The sequence below is a fragment of the Flavobacterium sp. genome (genome assembly GCF_035195345.1).
Lineage (GTDB): Bacteria > Bacteroidota > Bacteroidia > Flavobacteriales > Flavobacteriaceae > Flavobacterium.
Genome location: NZ_CP136574.1, coordinates 1,691,438 through 1,709,723, shown reverse-complemented (window position 1 = coordinate 1,709,723; position 18,286 = coordinate 1,691,438). Strand labels below are relative to the sequence as shown.

Genomic DNA, 18,286 nt, shown 5'->3' with positions numbered 1-18,286 from the left:
TTGAGTTTTTAATATCCCAACTTCTCTCTCACTCTTTTTAAAACACCATTAGCTACTTCCCCTGCTTTTGCGGCACCTTCAAGTAATAATCTATCAACTTCTTCTAGGTTGTTGATGTAGTAATTGTATTTTTCTCTTTCGGTGGCAAACTTTTCTACAATCAATTCAAATAAAGCTTGTTTTGCGTGACCGTAGCCGTAATTTCCAGCTAAATAATTAGCTTTCATTACTTCCGTTTGTTCGGGTGTCGCTAACAATTTGTATAATGCAAAACAATTACAAGTGTCTGGATTTTTTGGTTCTTCAAGCGGTGTACTATCGGTTTGAATTCCCATAATTTGTTTGCGAAGCGCTTTATCGTCTACAAAAATATTAATGAAATTATTTCTCGATTTACTCATTTTTTGGCCATCAGTTCCCGGAACATACATAGTTTCTTCACTTGTTTTTCCTTCAGGTAATACAAAAGTTTCACCCATTTGGTGGTTAAAACGCGAAGCTACATCACGAGTAATTTCAAGATGCTGCATTTGATCTTTTCCCACCGGAACAATATTGGCATCATATAATAAGATATCGGCCGCCATTAGCATTGGATAAGTAAATAATCCAGCATTTACATCTTCTAATCGATCTGCTTTATCTTTGAACGAATGCGCTAATGTTAATCGTTGAAACGGAAAGAAACAACTTAAATACCAAGATAATTCCGCTGTTTGAGGCACATCAGATTGACGATAGAAAATAACTTTAGTAGTATCTAAACCACAAGCAAGCCAAGTAGCCGCTGTACTGTAGGTGTTTTGTCTTAATTCATTGCCATTTTTGATTTGCGTAATCGAATGCAAATCGGCAATAAAAAGAAACGATTGATTATCAGGATTTGCTGCCATTTGAATAGCAGGTAAAATTGCTCCTAATAAATTTCCTAAGTGTGGCGTTCCTGTACTTTGAACTCCGGTTAAAATTTTTGCCATTGTTAAACTTATTTTTGCAAATGTAAACCATAATGCAAAAAGGGAAAAGTAAAACGGCTAAGTTTTATTAAAATCATTACTTTTGAAATTCTAATAGTTTAAAACCGATGAAATTTTTAAAATACCCACTTACTTTATTATACCGAATTTGGTTTTATATCTTGGTTTTAGTTCCAATTATAGTATTATTTCCATTTATTTTTGCCACTATTTTAAGTGAGAAAACCTATCCACTATTTTTTAAAATAGCAAGGTTGTGGTCTAAGATTATTTTAATTGGAATGGGTTTTAATTATTCTATTGAAGGCGATGATGTTTTTGAGGAAGGGAAAAGCTATATGTTAGTAGCCAATCATACTTCGATGACCGATATCATGTTGATGTTAATTGCAGTTAAAAATCATCCATTTGTATTTGTTGGAAAAAAAGAATTAGCAAATATTCCGATTTTTGGATTTATTTATAAACGCGTTTGTATTTTGGTAGATAGAAGCAGCAGTAAAAGTAGATATGCTGTTTTTGAACGCGCTCAAAAAAGAATTCAGCAAGGCTTGAGTATTTGTATTTTTCCAGAAGGTGGTGTGCCTGAAGAACATATTGTGTTAGATGAATTTAAAGATGGTGCTTTCAGAATTGCAATTGAACACGGCTTACCAATAGTTCCAATGGTATTTTTTGACAATAAAAAACGTTTTTCCTATACTTTTTTCAGTGGAAGTCCCGGAAAAATGCGCGCTAAGATTTATCCAATAATTGAAACGAAAGGTAAAACTTTAGAAGATAAAAACGATATTAAGAAGCAAGTACGTCAGTTAATTTTAGAACCATTGGAAAACGATTTAAAATAAAAAAGTCCAAACGAATTTGGACTTTCTCAGTTTCGTTTTAACTAGAAACGAAACAACTTAACTAAAAAATTTAAACTTACTTTTCGCAAGCTTAAAAACTAAAACTAATTCCAGAATACAAACCAATGAAATAAGGTTTGAAATTACTAGAATTCTGATTAAAGGTATTGATTTGGTATTTAAACATAGGTTGGAAATTAGCATTAAAGCTTTTCCAGAACGAGTATTTAAAACCCAAACCGACATTACTACTAAAATGTATATTGTTTAAATTATTTGCTCTTCCAACTTCCATTTCAAGGCCATTAGTTACTAAAGAAATATTGTTTTGATTCAGAAATAAAGTACTCATTCCGCCAATTATTTCTACCCCAAATTTCTTGTCAATTAATTTGTAACTAAGCTCTAGTGGCACTTCAATATAAGAGATGTTTTGTTTTAAAGCGCCTATATTATTATCAATAATTACGTTTTCTACATCACCAGATATTTCGTTTACAGTTCCGTTTTTTGAACTAAAAACCATATTAGATGCATTTGCATTTCTTGAGATAGTTGGAATATTATTATCTACTTCTCTCATTCTAGATTCAAAAAGAACATCATTTGTATTGTAGCTAAGATTGATGCTGTTTACGCCAGTTTTTAAGCTTAACTTATCATTTATTGCGTAGCTTCCGGCTAATCCAATACTTAAAGTTGTTGTGTAGTTTTTACTGTTCGAATTAAATTGTTCATCAATAGAAGAACCTTCTGCTAATGAATTAAAATAAACAGGCGATGCGTTAGTGCTAATCGCCCATTTACTTCTTTTTTCTTCTTTTTCATCTTCATTTTTCCCAACCTCTTTTTCTTTAAGCAATTCCTCTAACGGATTAGTTTCTTTTAAAACTTCGGCTATTAGAGTACTATCTTTACAAATAATCTCAGTAGAAGCAAGCACATTAGTATTGTTTGTTTCACTGTTTATAGAATCATTATTAGTTACAAATGTTTTGTTTGTTGTTGATTCTTCAAAAAACGTATCAATATCGTTTTTCATGATTTGTTGTTCTTTCGATGATTTATCAGCAACAATTAAATCAGTTGAAATTTCATTTTCAAAACCAACATTACTTTTATTTGACTTGAATTTTGACTTTCTTTTAGTTGTTGATTTTTTGGTATTAGAAATCACTACTGTTTCTGGATTTTCTTTACCAAAACGTTGTTGTTTGAAATTGTTATTTGATTTCTTTTTTCTTTTATAATTTGAATCTGTATTTTTTTCTAATTCATTGTATGTAATGATCGTATTTGTTTTTCCAGAATTAATTTTATTCTGTTTATTCAAAAGATTCTCTTTGTATATTTTCGATTTGTTATTGTTTTGTTGGTCCGATTCTAAAGAATTTTTTTTGTTGTTTTTTTCTTTAGAATCATAAACCAAAGATTCATCTGTTGAAAATTTAGTTTTTGAATTTATTTCGTTATTATTTGTTTCTTTACCATTTACAATAGTATTCTCAAAAGCGGGCAATTGTTCCGTTTCATTTTGAGCTGTAAAATTCCAAATTAATCCACCAACTAATAGTATAGAGGCTGCAACTCCAGAAAGTTGAAACCAAATTGGGATTATTCTTTTCTTCTTCTTTTTATGTAAACGATCAGCAATAAAATCCCAAGAATCTTCAGGCGGTAAAGCCTCAAAATCTTTAAATTTTTTTTGAAATAAGCGTTCTATATTTTTATTTTCTTTCATTTACTTTTTTTTACATCAAAACTACTATTTACATCAATTTTAGTTTTCAAAATAGCTTTTGCTCGGGCTAAATTTGATTTAGATGTCCCAATATTTATTCCTAACATTTCTGAAATTTCCTTGTGGGAATATCCATCTAAAACATATAAGTTAAAAACTAGTCGATACCTATCGGGTAACTCTTGTATTATTTTTGTTAAAAATTCAATACTAATAGAATCATCATCAATTTCTAGTTCCTCTTCAGCCGGAATTTTCTCTGAAACAATTTCAAAAACATTTTGTTTTCTATATTGTTGTAAAACATAATTAATTACTATTCGTTTTGCCCAACCTTCAAATGAACCTGAGTTTTTGTATTGGTTTATTTTATCAAATATGATTAAAAAACTTTCTTGTAAATTATCTTGAGCTTCTTCATAATTACGCGAATACTTCAAACACACAGAAAACAACTTTGGCGCTAATAAGCGATAAACTTGCTCTTGTGCTTTAGTATTGTTGTTACTACATTCATGTATAAGTTGCTCTATAATCAATTTATTGTATGTTAATTTACTGGAACATCATGTGTAATAAATGTGTCATTTCCTTCACTGTCGGTTCCTGTCCAAAACTTAAATACATAGTTTCCGGTGTTTGTAACATGAAAATTAAATGTTTCTCTAACCAAAATATTTTCTACTGGTGCACAATTGCCTCTTTCTTCAACCAAATTTCTTACAGCACAAGTTCTTACATTCAAATCTTTTTCATAATAAACACCATATGGTGAATGACAATTTGAGGGTCTGTAATATTCCATAGTAATTTCATATACTTCACCAAGAGTAAATTCAGTGGGCATTTCAACAGTATGTACCGGTAAAATTTCAACAGTAAAATTATTCTCATCTAACTGACAAGAATTGAACAAAAATAGAAGGCTTACTAATAAAATTAATTTTTTCATTTGTAATGGTTTATTATACTTAGTAGATTAATTTTTTTTAAAAAGGTTGCGTCAATTTACAAAAAAAATCACGCTCAAGGCGTGATTTAATTTTTAAGCGTTATTTTCTTTGATGAGATCTTTAATTTTTTGTTCTAATTCATCCATTAATTCTGGGTTGTCTTTGATCAATGCTTTTACCGCATCTCTACCTTGACCCAATTTAGTTTCTCCGTAGCTAAACCAAGAACCACTTTTTTTAATGATTTCAAACTCTACCGCTAAGTCTAAAACTTCACCTACTTTTGAAATTCCTTCACCATACATAATATCAAATTCTGCAGTTCTAAAAGGTGGTGCGACTTTGTTTTTAACAATTTTAACTTTGGTTCTGTTTCCTAAAACATTATCGCCATCTTTTATTTGAGTGGATTTACGAATGTCAATACGAACAGAAGCATAGAATTTTAATGCATTTCCTCCAGTTGTAGTTTCTGGACTTCCAAACATAACCCCAATTTTATCACGTAACTGGTTAATAAAAAATACAGTACAGTTTGTTTTATGAATCGTTCCTGTTAATTTTCTCAATGCTTGCGACATCAAACGCGCGTGTAATCCCATTTTAGAATCACCCATATCGCCTTCAATTTCACTTTTTGGTGTTAAAGCAGCAACCGAGTCAATAACAACAATGTCAACAGCTCCCGAACGAATTAAACTTTCTGCAATTTCTAAGGCTTGTTCGCCATTATCTGGTTGTGAAATAATTAAGTTATCAATATCGATTCCTAATTTTTCAGCATAAAAACGGTCAAAAGCGTGTTCTGCGTCAATAAATGCTGCAATTCCTCCTGCTTTTTGAGCTTCAGCAATGGCGTGTAATGTTAATGTAGTCTTACCTGACGATTCTGGTCCGTAGATTTCAATAACTCTTCCTCTTGGGTAACCATTTACTCCAAGGGCCAAGTCAATTCCTAATGAACCTGACGGAATAGCCTCTATTTCTTCAACAGCGCTATCGCCTAGTTTCATTACGGTTCCTTTTCCGTACGTTTTGTCAAGTTTGTCTAATGTTAGTTGTAAGGCTTTTAATTTGGCTTCTTTGTCTGAACTCATAATATTTGGCTTTAAATTGATTACAATTCTTTTTTTTGTAAAAATACAGTTTTTTTCAATTGCTCCAAAAATTGTTGATATGTTTTCCAATTCATTTAAAGATTTGATTTTTAACCAATTTTATTACCTTTGCTCCCGAATTCTTCCATTTAGAATTCCATTTTGTACAGATGCGATTTATCGCGTCTCATATTTTCTAATCTTAAAACGTTTATAGCATGCAACTGTATAACACCTTAAGCGCAGAAGAAAGAGCTCAACTAATTGATGAAGCTGGAAAACAACGTCTTACATTATCTTTCTATGCGTATGCCAAAATTGAAGATCCCAAAAAATTTCGCGACGATTTATTTATCGAATGGAACAAACTCGATGCTCTTGGGCGTACCTATGTAGCCAAGGAAGGAATTAATGCTCAAATGAGTGTTCCCGCTGAAAACTTCGAAGCTTTTCGTGAAACTTTAGAAGCCTATGATTTTATGCGTGGCATTCGTTTAAATGTAGCCGTAGAACACGATGATCATTCGTTTTTGAAATTGACTGTAAAAGTTCGTGACAAAATTGTAGCGGATGGTTTGAATGATGAAACTTTTGACGTTACTAATATTGGTGTGCATTTAAAAGCAAAAGAATTCAATCAAATATTAGAAGATCCAAACACCATTGTAGTTGATTTTAGAAATCACTACGAAAGTGAAATCGGACATTTTAAAGGTGCGATTACGCCGGATGTGGAAACATTTAGAGAAAGTTTACCAATCATCAACGAGCAATTAAAAGACTTTAAAGAAGATAAAAACCTAGTGATGTATTGCACCGGAGGAATTCGTTGCGAGAAAGCGTCAGCCTATTTCAAGCACCAAGGTTTTAAAAATGTATTCCAATTAGAAGGCGGAATCATCAATTATGCCAAGCAACTTAAAGAGGAAGGTTTAGAAAGTAAATTCATTGGAAAGAATTTTGTTTTCGATCATAGATTAGGTGAAAGAATTACTGACGATATTGTTTCGCAATGCCATCAATGTGGAAAACCTTGCGACAATCATACCAATTGTTTAAATGATGGTTGCCACTTATTGTTCATTCAATGTGATGAATGTCAAGCTGCTATGGAAAATTGTTGTTCCACAGAATGTTTAGAAATCACGCATTTGCCATTAGCCGAACAAGTTAAACTTCGCAGAGGAAAACAAGTAGGTAATAAAGTGTTCCGAAAAGGAAAATCGGAGAATTTGAAATTCAAACATTCAGGCGAATTGTCCGATAAACCTTTGGCTGTAGCCGAAAAAACAAAAGACATTCGTCAGAAAATAAAAGTAAAAAAAGTATTGCTTGGTAAAGCCGAACATTATTATGTGAAAGCACAAGTAGGACTTTTCGTTATAGAAAACCAAGAATTAAATATTGGTGATAGAATTCTAATTTCGGGTCCAACAACGGGAAATCAAGAAATGGTTTTAGAAAAAATGTTGGTAAACGGAACTGAAAATGCTCTTGCAAAAACAGGCGATAAAGTAACTTTTGAAGTACCATTCCGAGTAAGATTATCGGATAAATTATTTAAAATTATCAGCTAATGACAACTTCTGGAAGAATAGAATTAATGGCTCCTGCAGGAAATTTCGAATCCATGCAAGCGGCTTTAGATAATGGTTGCGATTCGATTTATTTTGGTGTCGAACAATTAAATATGCGTGCCCGCGCAACAGTAAATTTCGTTTTGGATGATTTACCTGAAATTGCGCGTCGTTGCAACGAAAAAAATGTTAGAACCTATCTAACTTTAAATACAATTATTTACGACCACGATTTATCGATTGTAAAAACATTGTTGACCAAAGCCAAAGAAGCTGGAATTACGGCTGTAATTGCATCCGACCAAGCGGTTATTATGACGGCTAGAACGATAGGAATGGAAGTGCATATTTCAACCCAATTGAATGTGACTAACATTGAAACGGTTAAATTCTACGCCATGTTTGCCGATACCATTGTATTGTCTCGCGAGTTGAGTTTACGGCAAGTGAAAAAAATTACCGAAGACATCGAAAAAGAACAAGTAAAAGGTCCAAGTGGCAATTTAGTTGAGATTGAGATTTTTGGTCACGGCGCTTTGTGTATGGCGGTTTCGGGAAAATGTTATTTGAGTTTACATTCGCATAATTCGTCAGCAAATCGTGGTGCTTGCAAGCAAAATTGTCGTAAAAAATATACCGTAATTGACCAAGAATCTGGTTTTGAAATAGAAGTTGACAACGAATATTTAATGTCGCCCAAAGATTTATGCACCTTAGATTTTCTAGATCAAGTAATCGATTCTGGAATAAAAGTGTTAAAAATTGAAGGTCGAGGACGTGCAGCTGATTATGTGGCAACCGTTATCAAAACCTATCGTGAAGCTATCGATTCGTATTATGATGGAACGTTTACCAAAGAAAAAATCAACACTTGGATGGAAGCTTTGGCAACGGTTTACAATCGTGGTTTTTGGAGCGGGTATTATTTGGGACAAAAGTTAGGCGAATGGTCAGATAATCCAGGTTCTAATGCAACTCAGAAAAAAGTATACGTTGGAAAAGGAATGCATTATTTTCCAAAATCAAGCATAGCCGAATTCAAAATTGAAGCCTATGATATCAAAAAAGGCGATAAAATTTTAATTACAGGCCCATCAACTGGTGCACAAGAATTAATTTTAGAAGATTTCTTTGTGAATGATACAACTTCAGAAAAAGCAACCAAAGGTGATAGTTGTACTTTGAAAGTGCCGTTCCGCATTCGTTTATCGGATAAAATGTATAAAATTGTAGAAAACTAATGGTCGTTGTAACACTACAAAGAGACAAATGTATTGGCTGTAATTATTGTGTTGAAATGGCACCAGCCCAATTTCAAATGTCCAAAAAAGACGGAAAATCAGTCTTAATAAAATCAGTTGATGCCAAAGGTTTTCATACTTTAAAATCGGCTGACCATACCATTGTTGAAAATTGTGAATTAGCAGCAAAGGCTTGTCCGGTTCACATTATTACCGTGAAAGAAACATAATTTTTAGATTTACAATACTATAAAAAGACCTATTTCGTTTTAATAACAGATAGGTTTTTTGTTTTTGTAAAACTTCAAAAGATTGAATTTGAAAGTTTCCATAAAAAATCAATATCTTTACGCTCAAAAACGTTTTGAAACGTAGTCCATTTAAGGACAATCACTATATATTTAAATTATGGCATGTACAAGTTGTTCAACCGCTGACGGCGGTGCACCAAAAGGGTGTAATAATAATGGGACTTGCGGCACCGATAGCTGCAACAAACTTTCGGTATTTGATTGGTTGTCAAACATGACATTGCCAGGAGGTCAGGCTCCTTTTGATGCGGCTGAAATTCGTTTTAAAAACGGAAGAAAAGAATTTTTTAGAAATACAGAAAAACTAACGTTATCTATTGGAGACATTGTCGCTACCGAAGCTTCTCCGGGTCACGATATCGGAATTATTACTTTGACAGGCGAATTGGTTAAAATTCAAATGAAAAAGAAAAATGAAAATCCCGATAAAGATTTAGCTAAAATATATAGAAAAGCTTCGCAAAGAGATATTGATATTTGGACAGAAGCTCGAAATAAAGAAGAAGCGGTGCGTATGCGTGCTCGTGAAATTGCTATCAATTTGAAATTGGAAATGAAAATTTCTGATGTAGAATTTCAAGGCGATGGTTCAAAAGCAACGTTTTATTACACAGCTAATGATAGAGTCGATTTTCGTCAATTAATAAAAGAGTTTGCACAAGATTTCAAAATTAGAATCGAAATGAAACAAGTAGGTTTCCGTCAGGAAGCTGCTCGTTTAGGAGGTATTGGTTCTTGCGGAAGAGAATTGTGTTGCTCTACTTGGTTAACTGATTTTAGAAGTGTGAATACTTCGGCAGCACGTTACCAACAATTGTCGTTGAATCCTCAAAAATTAGCGGGTCAATGTGGAAAATTAAAGTGTTGTTTGAATTACGAATTAGATACCTATCTAGATGCATTGAAAGATATGCCCGACATGGATACTAAATTGTATACCGAAAAGGGAGATGCTTATTGTCAGAAAATCGATATTTTCAAAGAAATCATGTGGTTTTCTTATGCGAATGCTCCAGCACAATGGATGGTTTTACCTGTTGAAAAAGTAAAAGAGATTTTAGCCATCAATAAGAAAAAAGAACGTGTAGCAGCTTTAGAAGATTATGTAGTTGAAACAGTTCAAGAAGTAGAGAAAAAATTCGAAAATGTAGTAGGTCAAGACAGTTTGACTCGTTTTGATCAACCAAAGAGAAAGAACAATAATAAAAACAAAAAACGTAAACCATCAAATTTTAAAAATGCTCCTAAAAAAGATTAAATTTATTGGATTATTGCTGGTATCGATTCTTTTTTTCGCATGCGATGAAAAGCAATTTTTTAGTGAATATAAAGAGTTAGACGGCACTTGGAAAAAATCAGACACGTTACGTTTTACATTTGAACAAAAAGATACGGTAAATCCTTATCATTTGTTTTTGAATGTTAGAAATAACAATAATTATCCCTTTAATAATATGTACTTAATTGTAACTATGAAAGAGCCAGGGATAAAGCCTACTATCACTGTAGATACTTTGGAATATCTAATGGCGAACCCTGATGGTACTCTTTTAGGAGAAGGGTTTTCAGATGTGAAAGAAAGTAAATTGTGGTATTTAGAAAATTTCCGCTTTAAAAGAGTTGGAAAATACAATGTTGAGGTAGTGCAGGCAGTAAGAGAAACTGGAAAAGTATCCGGCGTATCTGAACTAAAAGGGATTACAGAACTAGGATTAAGAATTGAAAATAGTAAATAGTATGGCTAACAGAAAAGCAAATACAACCGATTTTTCAGAGTATAAAAGAAAATTTTGGCAATTATTTGCCTACGGATTTTTAGGGATAATACTATTATTCCTTTTCGCTTCATGGGGGTTTTTCGGTAAAATGCCTTCGTTTGATGATTTAGAAAACCCAGACTCTAATGTAGCAACTGAAATTATTTCATCTGATGGTGTTGTTATTGGGAAATTTTTTAAAGAAAACAGAACACCCGTAAAATATCACGAACTTCCGCAGCATTTAGTAAAAGCGTTAGTAGCTACAGAAGATGAACGTTTTTATGAACATTCAGGTATCGATGCGAAAGGAACTTTAAGAGCAGTCGTAAATTTAGGTAGAGATGGTGGAGCAAGTACACTTACCCAGCAATTAGCAAAAAACTTATTTCATGGGGAAGGATCAAAATTTATTTTGTTTAGGGTAATTCAAAAAGTTAAAGAATGGATTATTGCTATTCGTTTAGAGCGTCAATATACCAAACAAGAAATCATTGCTTTGTACTTAAATCAAGTCGATTTTGTTAATGGTGCGGTTGGAATTCGATCGGCTGCCAAAATTTACATGAATAAAGAGCCTAAAAACCTAACCATTGAAGAAGGTGCTTTATTTGTGGGGATGTTAAAAAATCCATCTTTATACAATCCAAATCGTAAAAAAAGAGCAAAATTAGTTTTAGATCGAAGAAATACGGTATTAGGACAAATGGTTAAAAATGGTGTAATTACCGAATCAAAAAAAGAAGAATTAAAAAAACTTCCAATCAAATTAGATTTCAGACCTGAAAGTCATTCGGAAGGTAGCGCCACCTATTTCAGAGAATATCTTAGAGATTACATGAAAAAATGGGTGAAAGACCATTTAAAACCAGACGGAACTGAATATGATTTGTATCGTGATGGTTTAAAAATTTATACGACTATCGATTCTAAAATGCAACAATATGCAGAAGAAGCGGTTTACGAACATCTTAAAAATCTTCAAAGAGAGTTTTTTAAAAGGAATAAAGACCAAGAAAACGCTCCTTTTGTTGATATTACTCCAGAGCAAACCCAACAAATTATGAACCAAGCCATGAAAAATTCTGAGCGTTGGAGAAAAATGGATTTGAATGGGAAATCAGAGGAAGAAATTATTAAATCTTTTGATGTTGCAGCAAAAATGAAAATCTTTACTTATGACGGTGAAAAAGACACCATCATGAAACCTAAAGATTCAATCATATATTACAAACACATGCTACAAACAGGTATGATGGCTATGGAACCAAGAAGTGGTCATATTAAAGCTTGGGTTGGTGGTGTAAATTATAAATATTTTCAATACGATCACGTGGGTCAAGGAGCCAGACAAGTAGGCTCAACTTTTAAACCTTTTGTATACGCAACAGCTATCGAACAATTAGGAATGTCGCCATGTGATTCAATAATTGATAGTTATTTCACCATGCCAAAAGGCAAATGGGGAATCGATGCCGATTGGTCACCAAAAAATTCAGATGGTAATTACAGAGGTACAACAACATTACAAAAAGCATTAGCTAATTCAATAAACACTGTTTCAGCTAAATTAATTGATCGTGTAGGACCTCAGGCAGTAGTAGATATGGTTAAAGAGTTAGGAGTAACATCCAAAATTCCAGTTCAACCTTCTATTGCTTTGGGCGCAGTAGATATTACAGTTGAAGAGATGGTTGGAGCCATGAGTACTTTCGCTAATCAAGGAGTATATGTAAAGCCAACGTTTATTATTAAAATTGAAGATAAAAATGGTGTCGTAATAGATCAACCTGTTCCTTATCAAAAAGACGTCGTTAACAAAGATGTAGCTTATGCTGTTGTTAAATTAATGGAAGGTGTTACAAAGTCTGGTACAGGTGCAAGATTAAATTATGGAGGAGTTGGATTTGTGCAATATGATTATAGTTTTGGAAATCCAATTGCAGGAAAAACAGGAACTTCTCAAAACAATTCTGATGGTTGGTTTATAGGTATGGTACCTAATTTAGCAACCGGAATTTGGGTTGGAAATGAAGATAGAGCAGCACACTTTCGTTCAACAAATATGGGGCAAGGTGCTACAACAGCTCTTCCTATTTGGGGTATTTTTATGAAGAAATGTTATGATGATCCCTATTTAGATGTGTCAAACGAACCTTTTGAAAAACCAGAAAACTTATCCATAAAAGTGGATTGTTGGACACCTAAAAAAGAAGTAGATACTACTGCGATTGTTCCAACAGATGAACCAAGCATGGATGAATTTGGATTATAAACAACAAACTAAATATGATTTCTAGAAAAGTTAACAACGTTAAAGAAGCGTTAGAAGGAATTCAGGACGGACAAACTATCATGTTAGGTGGTTTTGGACTTTGTGGTATTCCAGAAAACAGTATTGCTGAATTAGTAAATAAAAATGTTACCGATTTAACTTGTATTTCAAACAATGCAGGGGTTGATGATTTCGGATTGGGATTACTATTACAAAAACGTCAAATCAAAAAAATGATTTCTTCTTATGTAGGAGAAAATGCAGAATTCGAACGTCAAATGCTTTCAGGCGAGTTGGAAGTAGAATTAACACCACAAGGAACTTTAGCTGAAAAATGTCGTGCTGCTCAAGCCGGAATTCCAGCATTCTTTACCCCAGCTGGTTTTGGAACAGAAGTAGCAGAAGGAAAAGAAACACGCGAATTTAATGGTAAAATGCACGTAATGGAATTGGCTTACAAAGCTGATTTTTCTATCGTAAAAGCGTGGAAAGGTGACGAAGCTGGAAATCTTATTTTCAAAGGAACGGCTCGTAATTTTAACGCTTGTATGGCAGGTGCTGCAAAAATCACAATTGCTGAGGTTGAAGAATTAGTCCCAGCTGGAACTTTAAATCCTAACGAAATTCACATTCCTGGAATTATGGTCAACCGTATTTTCCAAGGAGAGAAATTTGAAAAAAGAATTGAGCAAAGAACTGTTAGACAAAAATAATTAGACAATATGCCAATGAGCCAATTAGACGATGAGCCAATGAGTCAATAAAAACAATTGACACATTGACTCTTTCTCAAATGAACTAATTAAATTGGCACATTGACACATTATCACATTGACACATTACATTATGGCATTAGATAAAAATCAAATCGCAAAAAGAATAGCACAAGAAGTAAAAGATGGTTACTATGTAAATTTAGGAATAGGAATACCAACTTTAGTTGCCAATTATGTTCGTACGGATATTTCAGTAGAATTTCAGTCGGAAAATGGTGTTTTAGGCATGGGACCTTTCCCTTTTGAAGGGGAAGAAGATGCCGATATTATCAACGCAGGAAAACAAACGATTACAACTTTACCAGGAGCAAGTTTCTTTGATTCGGCTTTTAGTTTCGGAATGATTCGTGCGCAAAAAGTAGATTTAACTATTTTAGGTGCGATGGAAGTTTCTGAAAATGGAGATATCGCCAACTGGAAAATTCCAGGAAAAATGGTAAAAGGAATGGGCGGCGCTATGGATTTAGTAGCTTCAGCAGAAAATATCATCGTGGCAATGATGCACGTAAATAAAGCTGGAGAATCAAAAATTCTTAAAAAATGTACACTTCCATTAACTGGAGTGGGTTGTGTAAAAAAAATCGTTACCGAATTAGCGGTTTTAGAAATCACACCTAAAGGTTTTAAATTGTTAGAACGCGCACCAGGCGTTTCAGTGGAAGACATCATCAAAGCAACAGAAGCTGATTTAATTATTGAAGGAGATATTCCTGAAATGAGTATTAATTAGCCAATGAGGCAATAAGCCAATGTGACAATTAGTCAATGAATCAATGATAAGAATTGGCACATTGACACATTTTCAAATTGACTAATTAGATTGACACATTTTAAAATAGACACATTAAATATATAAGCCATGATAACATTTCAAGAAAAGTACAAAAACAATTTAATTCTTTTAAAATCATTTGAATTTGCTAAAAAAGTGGTTCAATACACAGAAAAATTAGAAGAAGACAGAAAGTATGTAATCGCCAATCAACTATTAAAATCAGGAACTTCAATCGGAGCTAATATCAAAGAAGCTCAAAATTCTGAAAGCAAAGCAGATTTTATTCATAAAATGAAAATTGCAATGAAAGAAGCTGATGAAACCGAATTTTGGTTATTCCTTTGTAATGAGTTGGAAAATTATCCAAATACAGAAGAATTATTATCTGAAGTTTTTGATATATTGAAAATCACAAACAAAATCATTTCAACAACCAAAAAAATTAGCCAATAAGGCAATGAGACAATATGCCAATTAGTTGATGAGTTAGCAATTTAATAATTGACTAATTCTCAAATTGACACATTGTATCGGCACATTGACTAATTGACTAATTGACACATTAACATGTTCCCAAAAGTAATTCTAAAATCAGGTAAAGAAAAATCTATTCAACGTCGTCACCCTTGGATTTTCAGTGGTGCGGTTTATGGCGTGAGTCGTGAAATAAACGACGGCGAAATGGTAGATGTAGTCGATTCGAAAAACATTCATTTAGGAACAGGATATTTCAGTGATAAAGGAAGTATCGTAGTTCGTATTTTGACGTTTGGCGAAGAGACTTTCTCTGAAAACTTTTGGGCAGCCAAACTACAATCGGCTTGGTATTTACGTACTCAGTTATTGGATTTTGAAGTTACCAATGCGTTCCGTGTCATTCACGGAGAAGGTGATGGAATTTCGGGATTAATTATTGATTATTACGATAAAAATTGGGTGATTCAAGCGCATTCAACGGGAGTTTTTCTTCAAATGGAGCAAATAGCGGAAGCCATAAAATCTAATTTTTCAGACAATTGCGAAACCATTTATTGCAAAAGTGCAGGAACATTACCAAACACAGGAACCGATTATTTCTTATTTGGAAACAAAGCCGAAGCAGTTGCTAAAGAGAACAACATTTTGTTTTCAGTAAATTGGGTAGAAGGGCAAAAAACAGGTTTCTTCTTAGACCAACGCGACAACCGAAGATTATTAGGCGAATTCTCAAAAGGCAAAAAAGTACTAAACACGTTTTGCTACACAGGCGGATTTTCAATTTACGCGATGAGTGCTGGTGCAGAATTGGTAACTTCAGTAGATATTTCTCAAAAAGCAGTAGATTTAGCAGCCAGTAATATGGAATTGAATTTTCCAAACGCTAATCATAAAGCCGTAGCTGACGATGTGTTCAACTTCATGAAAGAACACACACAACAATATGATGTCATCGTATTAGATCCACCCGCTTTCGCGAAAAGCATCAAAAGCAAACACACCGCAACGCAAGCCTACAAGCGTCTAAATATTGCCGGTTTAAAAGCCTTAGCGCCTAACGGAATTTTATTCACTTTTTCTTGCTCGCAAGTTATTGATGATGTTTTATTCTACAACACCATTGCCGCAGCAGCCATAGAAACCGGAAGAAACATCAGAGTTTTGCACAAATTAGAACAAGGCCCCGATCACCCAACGAATATTTACCATCCAGAAGGACATTATTTGAAGGGATTGGTGTTGTTTGTTGAGTAGGTTTTTAGTTGGGAGTTTAGAGTTGTTAGTTGGGAGTCTTCAGAGTTCAGTATTCTATAGTTTACGCATAGTTTGTCATTCCGAAGGAATCTTAATTTATTTTGTTGAAACAAGAAGATAAATATTTTTTCACTTATGAAATCAATTTCAAATTTTCTGAAAGCATTCATTATTATAGTTTTAATTTTAATTATTTCATATAGTTTTCCTTCAATGTTTGTTAAAGGAGGAATGGATGTAGATTTTCATTATTTAAACTTTCTCTTTGTTTTAATAGTTGGAACAATATTAATTTATGATTTTTATAAAATCAGTTTTTTTAAGAAACTATTGTTTGTATTCATGATTTCGTTATTAGCATTTATATTAGGAATTTCATTAGTTGAAGGAATAATTGAAAAAGCATATGGTTCAGATTATGAGCTTTATATAAGTTTCAATAATCTTGAATTTAGCACAAATATTCTTTTTTATAGTGTTCTCATCTTTATAGAATTATTGTCTTTTCAAATCATAAAGAGATTTTACAAATAAAAAAACCTGCAAGTCTTTCAACTCACAGGTTTGTCTATTTTCTGTATTCTATTCTCTTTTTTCTGAGATTAAAGATTCATAAAAAAATCATTTCCTTTGTCATCGGTAATAATAAACGCTGGGAAATCTTTTACGGTAATTTTACGAACGGCTTCCATGCCTAATTCTTCAAAATCAACGACTTCTACTGATAAAATGTTTTCTTTTGCTAAAATAGCAGCAGGACCACCTATCGAACCTAAGTAGAATCCGCCGTGTTTCTTACAAGCGTTCATTACGTCTTTGCTTCGGTTTCCTTTTGCTAACATAATCATGCTTCCACCAGCCGCTTGGAATTCGTCTACATAAACGTCCATTCTTCCTGCTGTGGTTGGTCCAAAACTTCCTGATGGCATTCCGTCTGGAGTTTTTGCTGGACCTGCGTAATATACAGGATGATTTTTGAAATACTCTGGCATTGGTTTTCCAGCGTCTAACAATTCTTTGATTTTTGCATGTGCAATATCACGAGCCACAATCAAAGTTCCGTTTAATTTCAAACGTGTTTTGATTGGGTATTTTGATAACTCTGCTAAAATTTCTGGCATTGGTTTGTTCAAATCAACTTCAACCGCTGGCTCTAAATGAGGCGCTGTTGTTGGTAAAAACTGACCTGGATTGGTTTCTAATTGCTCTAAGAAAATACCATCTTTAGTGATTTTTCCTTTGATATTTCTATCAGCCGAACAAGAAACTCCCATTCCAACCGGACAAGAAGCCGCATGACGAGGTAAACGAATCACACGAACATCATGTGTTAAATATTTTCCACCAAATTGAGCTCCAATTTGACTTTCTTGACAAATGATTTGTACTCTTTTTTCCCATTCCAAATCGCGAAACGCTTGACCTGACATGTTTCCAGAAGTTGGAAGATTGTCGTAATATCCTGCTGATGCTTTTTTCACTGCTGCTAAATTCGCTTCTGCAGAAGTGCCACCAATAACGATAGCCAAGTGATACGGAGGACAAGCCGCAGTTCCTAAATCCATAATGCGTTCACGAACAAATTCGTCTAACGATTTTTCATTCAACAACGATTTGGTTTTTTGATATAAAAACGTTTTGTTAGCTGAACCACCACCTTTTGTTAAAAATAAGAATTCATACGAACTTCCTTTTTTCGCATAAATATCAATTTGAGCAGGAAGATTTGAACCTGAGTTTTTTTCTTCAAACATCGAAATCGGAACAATTTGCGAATAACGAAGATTTTTATTTTGGTACGTATTGTAAATTCCTTTTGATAACCATTCGCCATCTTCTACACCGGTGTAAACGTTTTCGCCTTTTTTAGCAACTACAATTGCAGTTCCAGTATCTTGGCAAGAAGGCAATTGACCTTCTACAGCTACAGCAGCATTTTGTAATAAGTTATAAGCCACAAAACGATCGTTGTCTGTTGCTTCTGGGTCTTCGATAATGTTTCTTAGTTTTTGTAAATGTGCCGAACGCAACATAAATGAAACGTCGTCCATTGCTTCTTGTGCTAATAGTTCTAATCCTTTTGGATCTACTACTAAGATTTCTCTATCGCCAAGTTGCTCAACTTTTACGTAATCGGAAGTTAATTTTTTGTATTGAGTATCGTCTTTTAAAATTGGATACGGGTCTTGATATAAAAAGTCCATTGTGTGTATGTTTTGAAAGGTAA

Annotated in this window: 18 protein-coding genes; 12 read left to right on the top strand and 6 right to left on the bottom strand. The window is 33.5% G+C overall.

All coding sequences use genetic code 11. From position 1 onward, the window contains the following. Positions 1-8 precede the first annotated feature (8 nt). Positions 9-977: a tryptophan--tRNA ligase gene (trpS, locus tag RSE15_RS08280; RefSeq protein ID WP_324067434.1), complete on the bottom strand. Its 969-nt coding sequence runs from the start codon at positions 975-977 to the stop codon at positions 9-11. Between the two features lie 107 nt (positions 978-1,084). On the opposite strand from trpS, the gene RSE15_RS08275 reads away from it, so the two are divergent. Beyond that, positions 1,085-1,825: a lysophospholipid acyltransferase family protein gene (locus RSE15_RS08275; protein ID WP_324067432.1), complete on the top strand. Its 741-nt coding sequence runs from the start codon at positions 1,085-1,087 to the stop codon at positions 1,823-1,825. Positions 1,826-1,916: 91 nt separating this feature from the next. Here RSE15_RS08275 and RSE15_RS08270 read toward each other — a convergent pair whose 3' ends face one another. From RSE15_RS08270 to recA, 4 genes are all read right to left on the bottom strand, one after another. Further along, positions 1,917-3,566, bottom strand: a complete 1,650-nt coding sequence (locus RSE15_RS08270; protein WP_324067430.1) for a hypothetical protein — start codon at positions 3,564-3,566, stop codon at positions 1,917-1,919. Continuing rightward, the gene (locus tag RSE15_RS08265; protein ID WP_324067428.1) at positions 3,563-4,105 is read right to left on the bottom strand and encodes an RNA polymerase sigma factor; all 543 of its coding nucleotides are present in this window, start codon (positions 4,103-4,105) and stop codon (positions 3,563-3,565) included. The genes RSE15_RS08270 and RSE15_RS08265 overlap by 4 nt, the downstream gene beginning before the upstream one ends. 11 nt (positions 4,106-4,116) lie before the next feature. After that, positions 4,117-4,518, bottom strand: a complete 402-nt coding sequence (locus RSE15_RS08260; protein WP_324067426.1) for a hypothetical protein — start codon at positions 4,516-4,518, stop codon at positions 4,117-4,119. A gap of 93 nt (positions 4,519-4,611) precedes the next feature. Further along, the gene (gene recA, locus RSE15_RS08255) at positions 4,612-5,616 is read right to left on the bottom strand and encodes a recombinase RecA (RefSeq protein WP_264548632.1); all 1,005 of its coding nucleotides are present in this window, start codon (positions 5,614-5,616) and stop codon (positions 4,612-4,614) included. A gap of 218 nt (positions 5,617-5,834) precedes the next feature. Here recA and RSE15_RS08250 point away from each other — a divergent pair, with 218 nt between their 5' ends. The 11 genes from RSE15_RS08250 to RSE15_RS08200 all read left to right on the top strand — a co-directional run bounded on the left by RSE15_RS08250 (position 5,835) and on the right by RSE15_RS08200 (position 16,593). Then, positions 5,835-7,193, top strand: coding sequence for an oxygen-dependent tRNA uridine(34) hydroxylase TrhO (locus RSE15_RS08250; RefSeq protein ID WP_324067422.1), 1,359 nt, complete (start codon positions 5,835-5,837; stop codon positions 7,191-7,193). Beyond that, positions 7,193-8,434 carry a peptidase U32 family protein gene (locus RSE15_RS08245; protein ID WP_324067420.1) on the top strand — a complete coding sequence of 414 codons (1,242 nt, stop codon included), beginning with the start codon at positions 7,193-7,195 and terminating at the stop codon, positions 8,432-8,434. The genes RSE15_RS08250 and RSE15_RS08245 overlap by 1 nt, the downstream gene beginning before the upstream one ends. Next, a complete protein-coding gene (locus tag RSE15_RS08240) occupies positions 8,434-8,664 on the top strand; it encodes a ferredoxin (protein ID WP_026725596.1) in 231 nt (76 codons plus the stop codon). Before RSE15_RS08245 ends, RSE15_RS08240 begins: the two co-directional genes overlap by 1 nt. Before the next feature lie 178 nt (positions 8,665-8,842). Further along, positions 8,843-10,003: a PSP1 domain-containing protein gene (locus tag RSE15_RS08235; RefSeq protein ID WP_324067416.1), complete on the top strand. Its 1,161-nt coding sequence runs from the start codon at positions 8,843-8,845 to the stop codon at positions 10,001-10,003. Further along, positions 9,984-10,481: a gliding motility lipoprotein GldH gene (locus tag RSE15_RS08230; RefSeq protein ID WP_324067414.1), complete on the top strand. Its 498-nt coding sequence runs from the start codon at positions 9,984-9,986 to the stop codon at positions 10,479-10,481. The genes RSE15_RS08235 and RSE15_RS08230 overlap by 20 nt, the downstream gene beginning before the upstream one ends. A gap of 1 nt (position 10,482) precedes the next feature. Then, positions 10,483-12,777 carry a penicillin-binding protein 1A gene (locus RSE15_RS08225; protein ID WP_324067412.1) on the top strand — a complete coding sequence of 765 codons (2,295 nt, stop codon included), beginning with the start codon at positions 10,483-10,485 and terminating at the stop codon, positions 12,775-12,777. A 14-nt stretch (positions 12,778-12,791) separates the two neighbouring features. Next, complete coding sequence (locus RSE15_RS08220) at positions 12,792-13,490, top strand: CoA transferase subunit A (protein WP_324067410.1); 699 nt, start codon at positions 12,792-12,794, stop codon at positions 13,488-13,490. 133 nt (positions 13,491-13,623) lie between these two features. Further along, the gene (locus RSE15_RS08215) at positions 13,624-14,283 is read left to right on the top strand and encodes a CoA transferase subunit B (protein WP_324067408.1); all 660 of its coding nucleotides are present in this window, start codon (positions 13,624-13,626) and stop codon (positions 14,281-14,283) included. Positions 14,284-14,412: 129 nt separating this feature from the next. Then, positions 14,413-14,781, top strand: a complete 369-nt coding sequence (locus tag RSE15_RS08210) for a four helix bundle protein (RefSeq protein WP_324067406.1) — start codon at positions 14,413-14,415, stop codon at positions 14,779-14,781. A 114-nt stretch (positions 14,782-14,895) separates the two neighbouring features. Beyond that, a complete protein-coding gene (locus tag RSE15_RS08205) occupies positions 14,896-16,059 on the top strand; it encodes a class I SAM-dependent rRNA methyltransferase (protein WP_324067405.1) in 1,164 nt (387 codons plus the stop codon). A gap of 135 nt (positions 16,060-16,194) precedes the next feature. Next, a complete protein-coding gene (locus tag RSE15_RS08200; RefSeq protein ID WP_324067403.1) occupies positions 16,195-16,593 on the top strand; it encodes a hypothetical protein in 399 nt (132 codons plus the stop codon). 68 nt (positions 16,594-16,661) lie between these two features. Here RSE15_RS08200 and RSE15_RS08195 read toward each other — a convergent pair whose 3' ends face one another. Further along, entirely contained in the window at positions 16,662-18,263 is a 1,602-nt protein-coding gene (locus tag RSE15_RS08195; RefSeq protein WP_324067401.1) for a fumarate hydratase, read from the bottom strand. Positions 18,264-18,286: the final 23 nt, after the last annotated feature.

Coding starts and splice junctions, on each gene's coding strand:
- trpS (WP_324067434.1), bottom strand. CDS start 977: ATGGCAAAAATTTTAACCGGAGTTCAAAGTACAGGAACGCCACACTTA.
- RSE15_RS08275 (WP_324067432.1), top strand. CDS start 1,085: ATGAAATTTTTAAAATACCCACTTACTTTATTATACCGAATTTGGTTT.
- RSE15_RS08270 (WP_324067430.1), bottom strand. CDS start 3,566: ATGAAAGAAAATAAAAATATAGAACGCTTATTTCAAAAAAAATTTAAA.
- RSE15_RS08260 (WP_324067426.1), bottom strand. CDS start 4,518: ATGAAAAAATTAATTTTATTAGTAAGCCTTCTATTTTTGTTCAATTCT.
- recA (WP_264548632.1), bottom strand. CDS start 5,616: ATGAGTTCAGACAAAGAAGCCAAATTAAAAGCCTTACAACTAACATTA.
- RSE15_RS08250 (WP_324067422.1), top strand. CDS start 5,835: ATGCAACTGTATAACACCTTAAGCGCAGAAGAAAGAGCTCAACTAATT.
- RSE15_RS08245 (WP_324067420.1), top strand. CDS start 7,193: ATGACAACTTCTGGAAGAATAGAATTAATGGCTCCTGCAGGAAATTTC.
- RSE15_RS08240 (WP_026725596.1), top strand. CDS start 8,434: ATGGTCGTTGTAACACTACAAAGAGACAAATGTATTGGCTGTAATTAT.
- RSE15_RS08235 (WP_324067416.1), top strand. CDS start 8,843: ATGGCATGTACAAGTTGTTCAACCGCTGACGGCGGTGCACCAAAAGGG.
- RSE15_RS08230 (WP_324067414.1), top strand. CDS start 9,984: ATGCTCCTAAAAAAGATTAAATTTATTGGATTATTGCTGGTATCGATT.
- RSE15_RS08225 (WP_324067412.1), top strand. CDS start 10,483: ATGGCTAACAGAAAAGCAAATACAACCGATTTTTCAGAGTATAAAAGA.
- RSE15_RS08220 (WP_324067410.1), top strand. CDS start 12,792: ATGATTTCTAGAAAAGTTAACAACGTTAAAGAAGCGTTAGAAGGAATT.
- RSE15_RS08215 (WP_324067408.1), top strand. CDS start 13,624: ATGGCATTAGATAAAAATCAAATCGCAAAAAGAATAGCACAAGAAGTA.
- RSE15_RS08210 (WP_324067406.1), top strand. CDS start 14,413: ATGATAACATTTCAAGAAAAGTACAAAAACAATTTAATTCTTTTAAAA.
- RSE15_RS08205 (WP_324067405.1), top strand. CDS start 14,896: ATGTTCCCAAAAGTAATTCTAAAATCAGGTAAAGAAAAATCTATTCAA.
- RSE15_RS08200 (WP_324067403.1), top strand. CDS start 16,195: ATGAAATCAATTTCAAATTTTCTGAAAGCATTCATTATTATAGTTTTA.
- RSE15_RS08195 (WP_324067401.1), bottom strand. CDS start 18,263: ATGGACTTTTTATATCAAGACCCGTATCCAATTTTAAAAGACGATACT.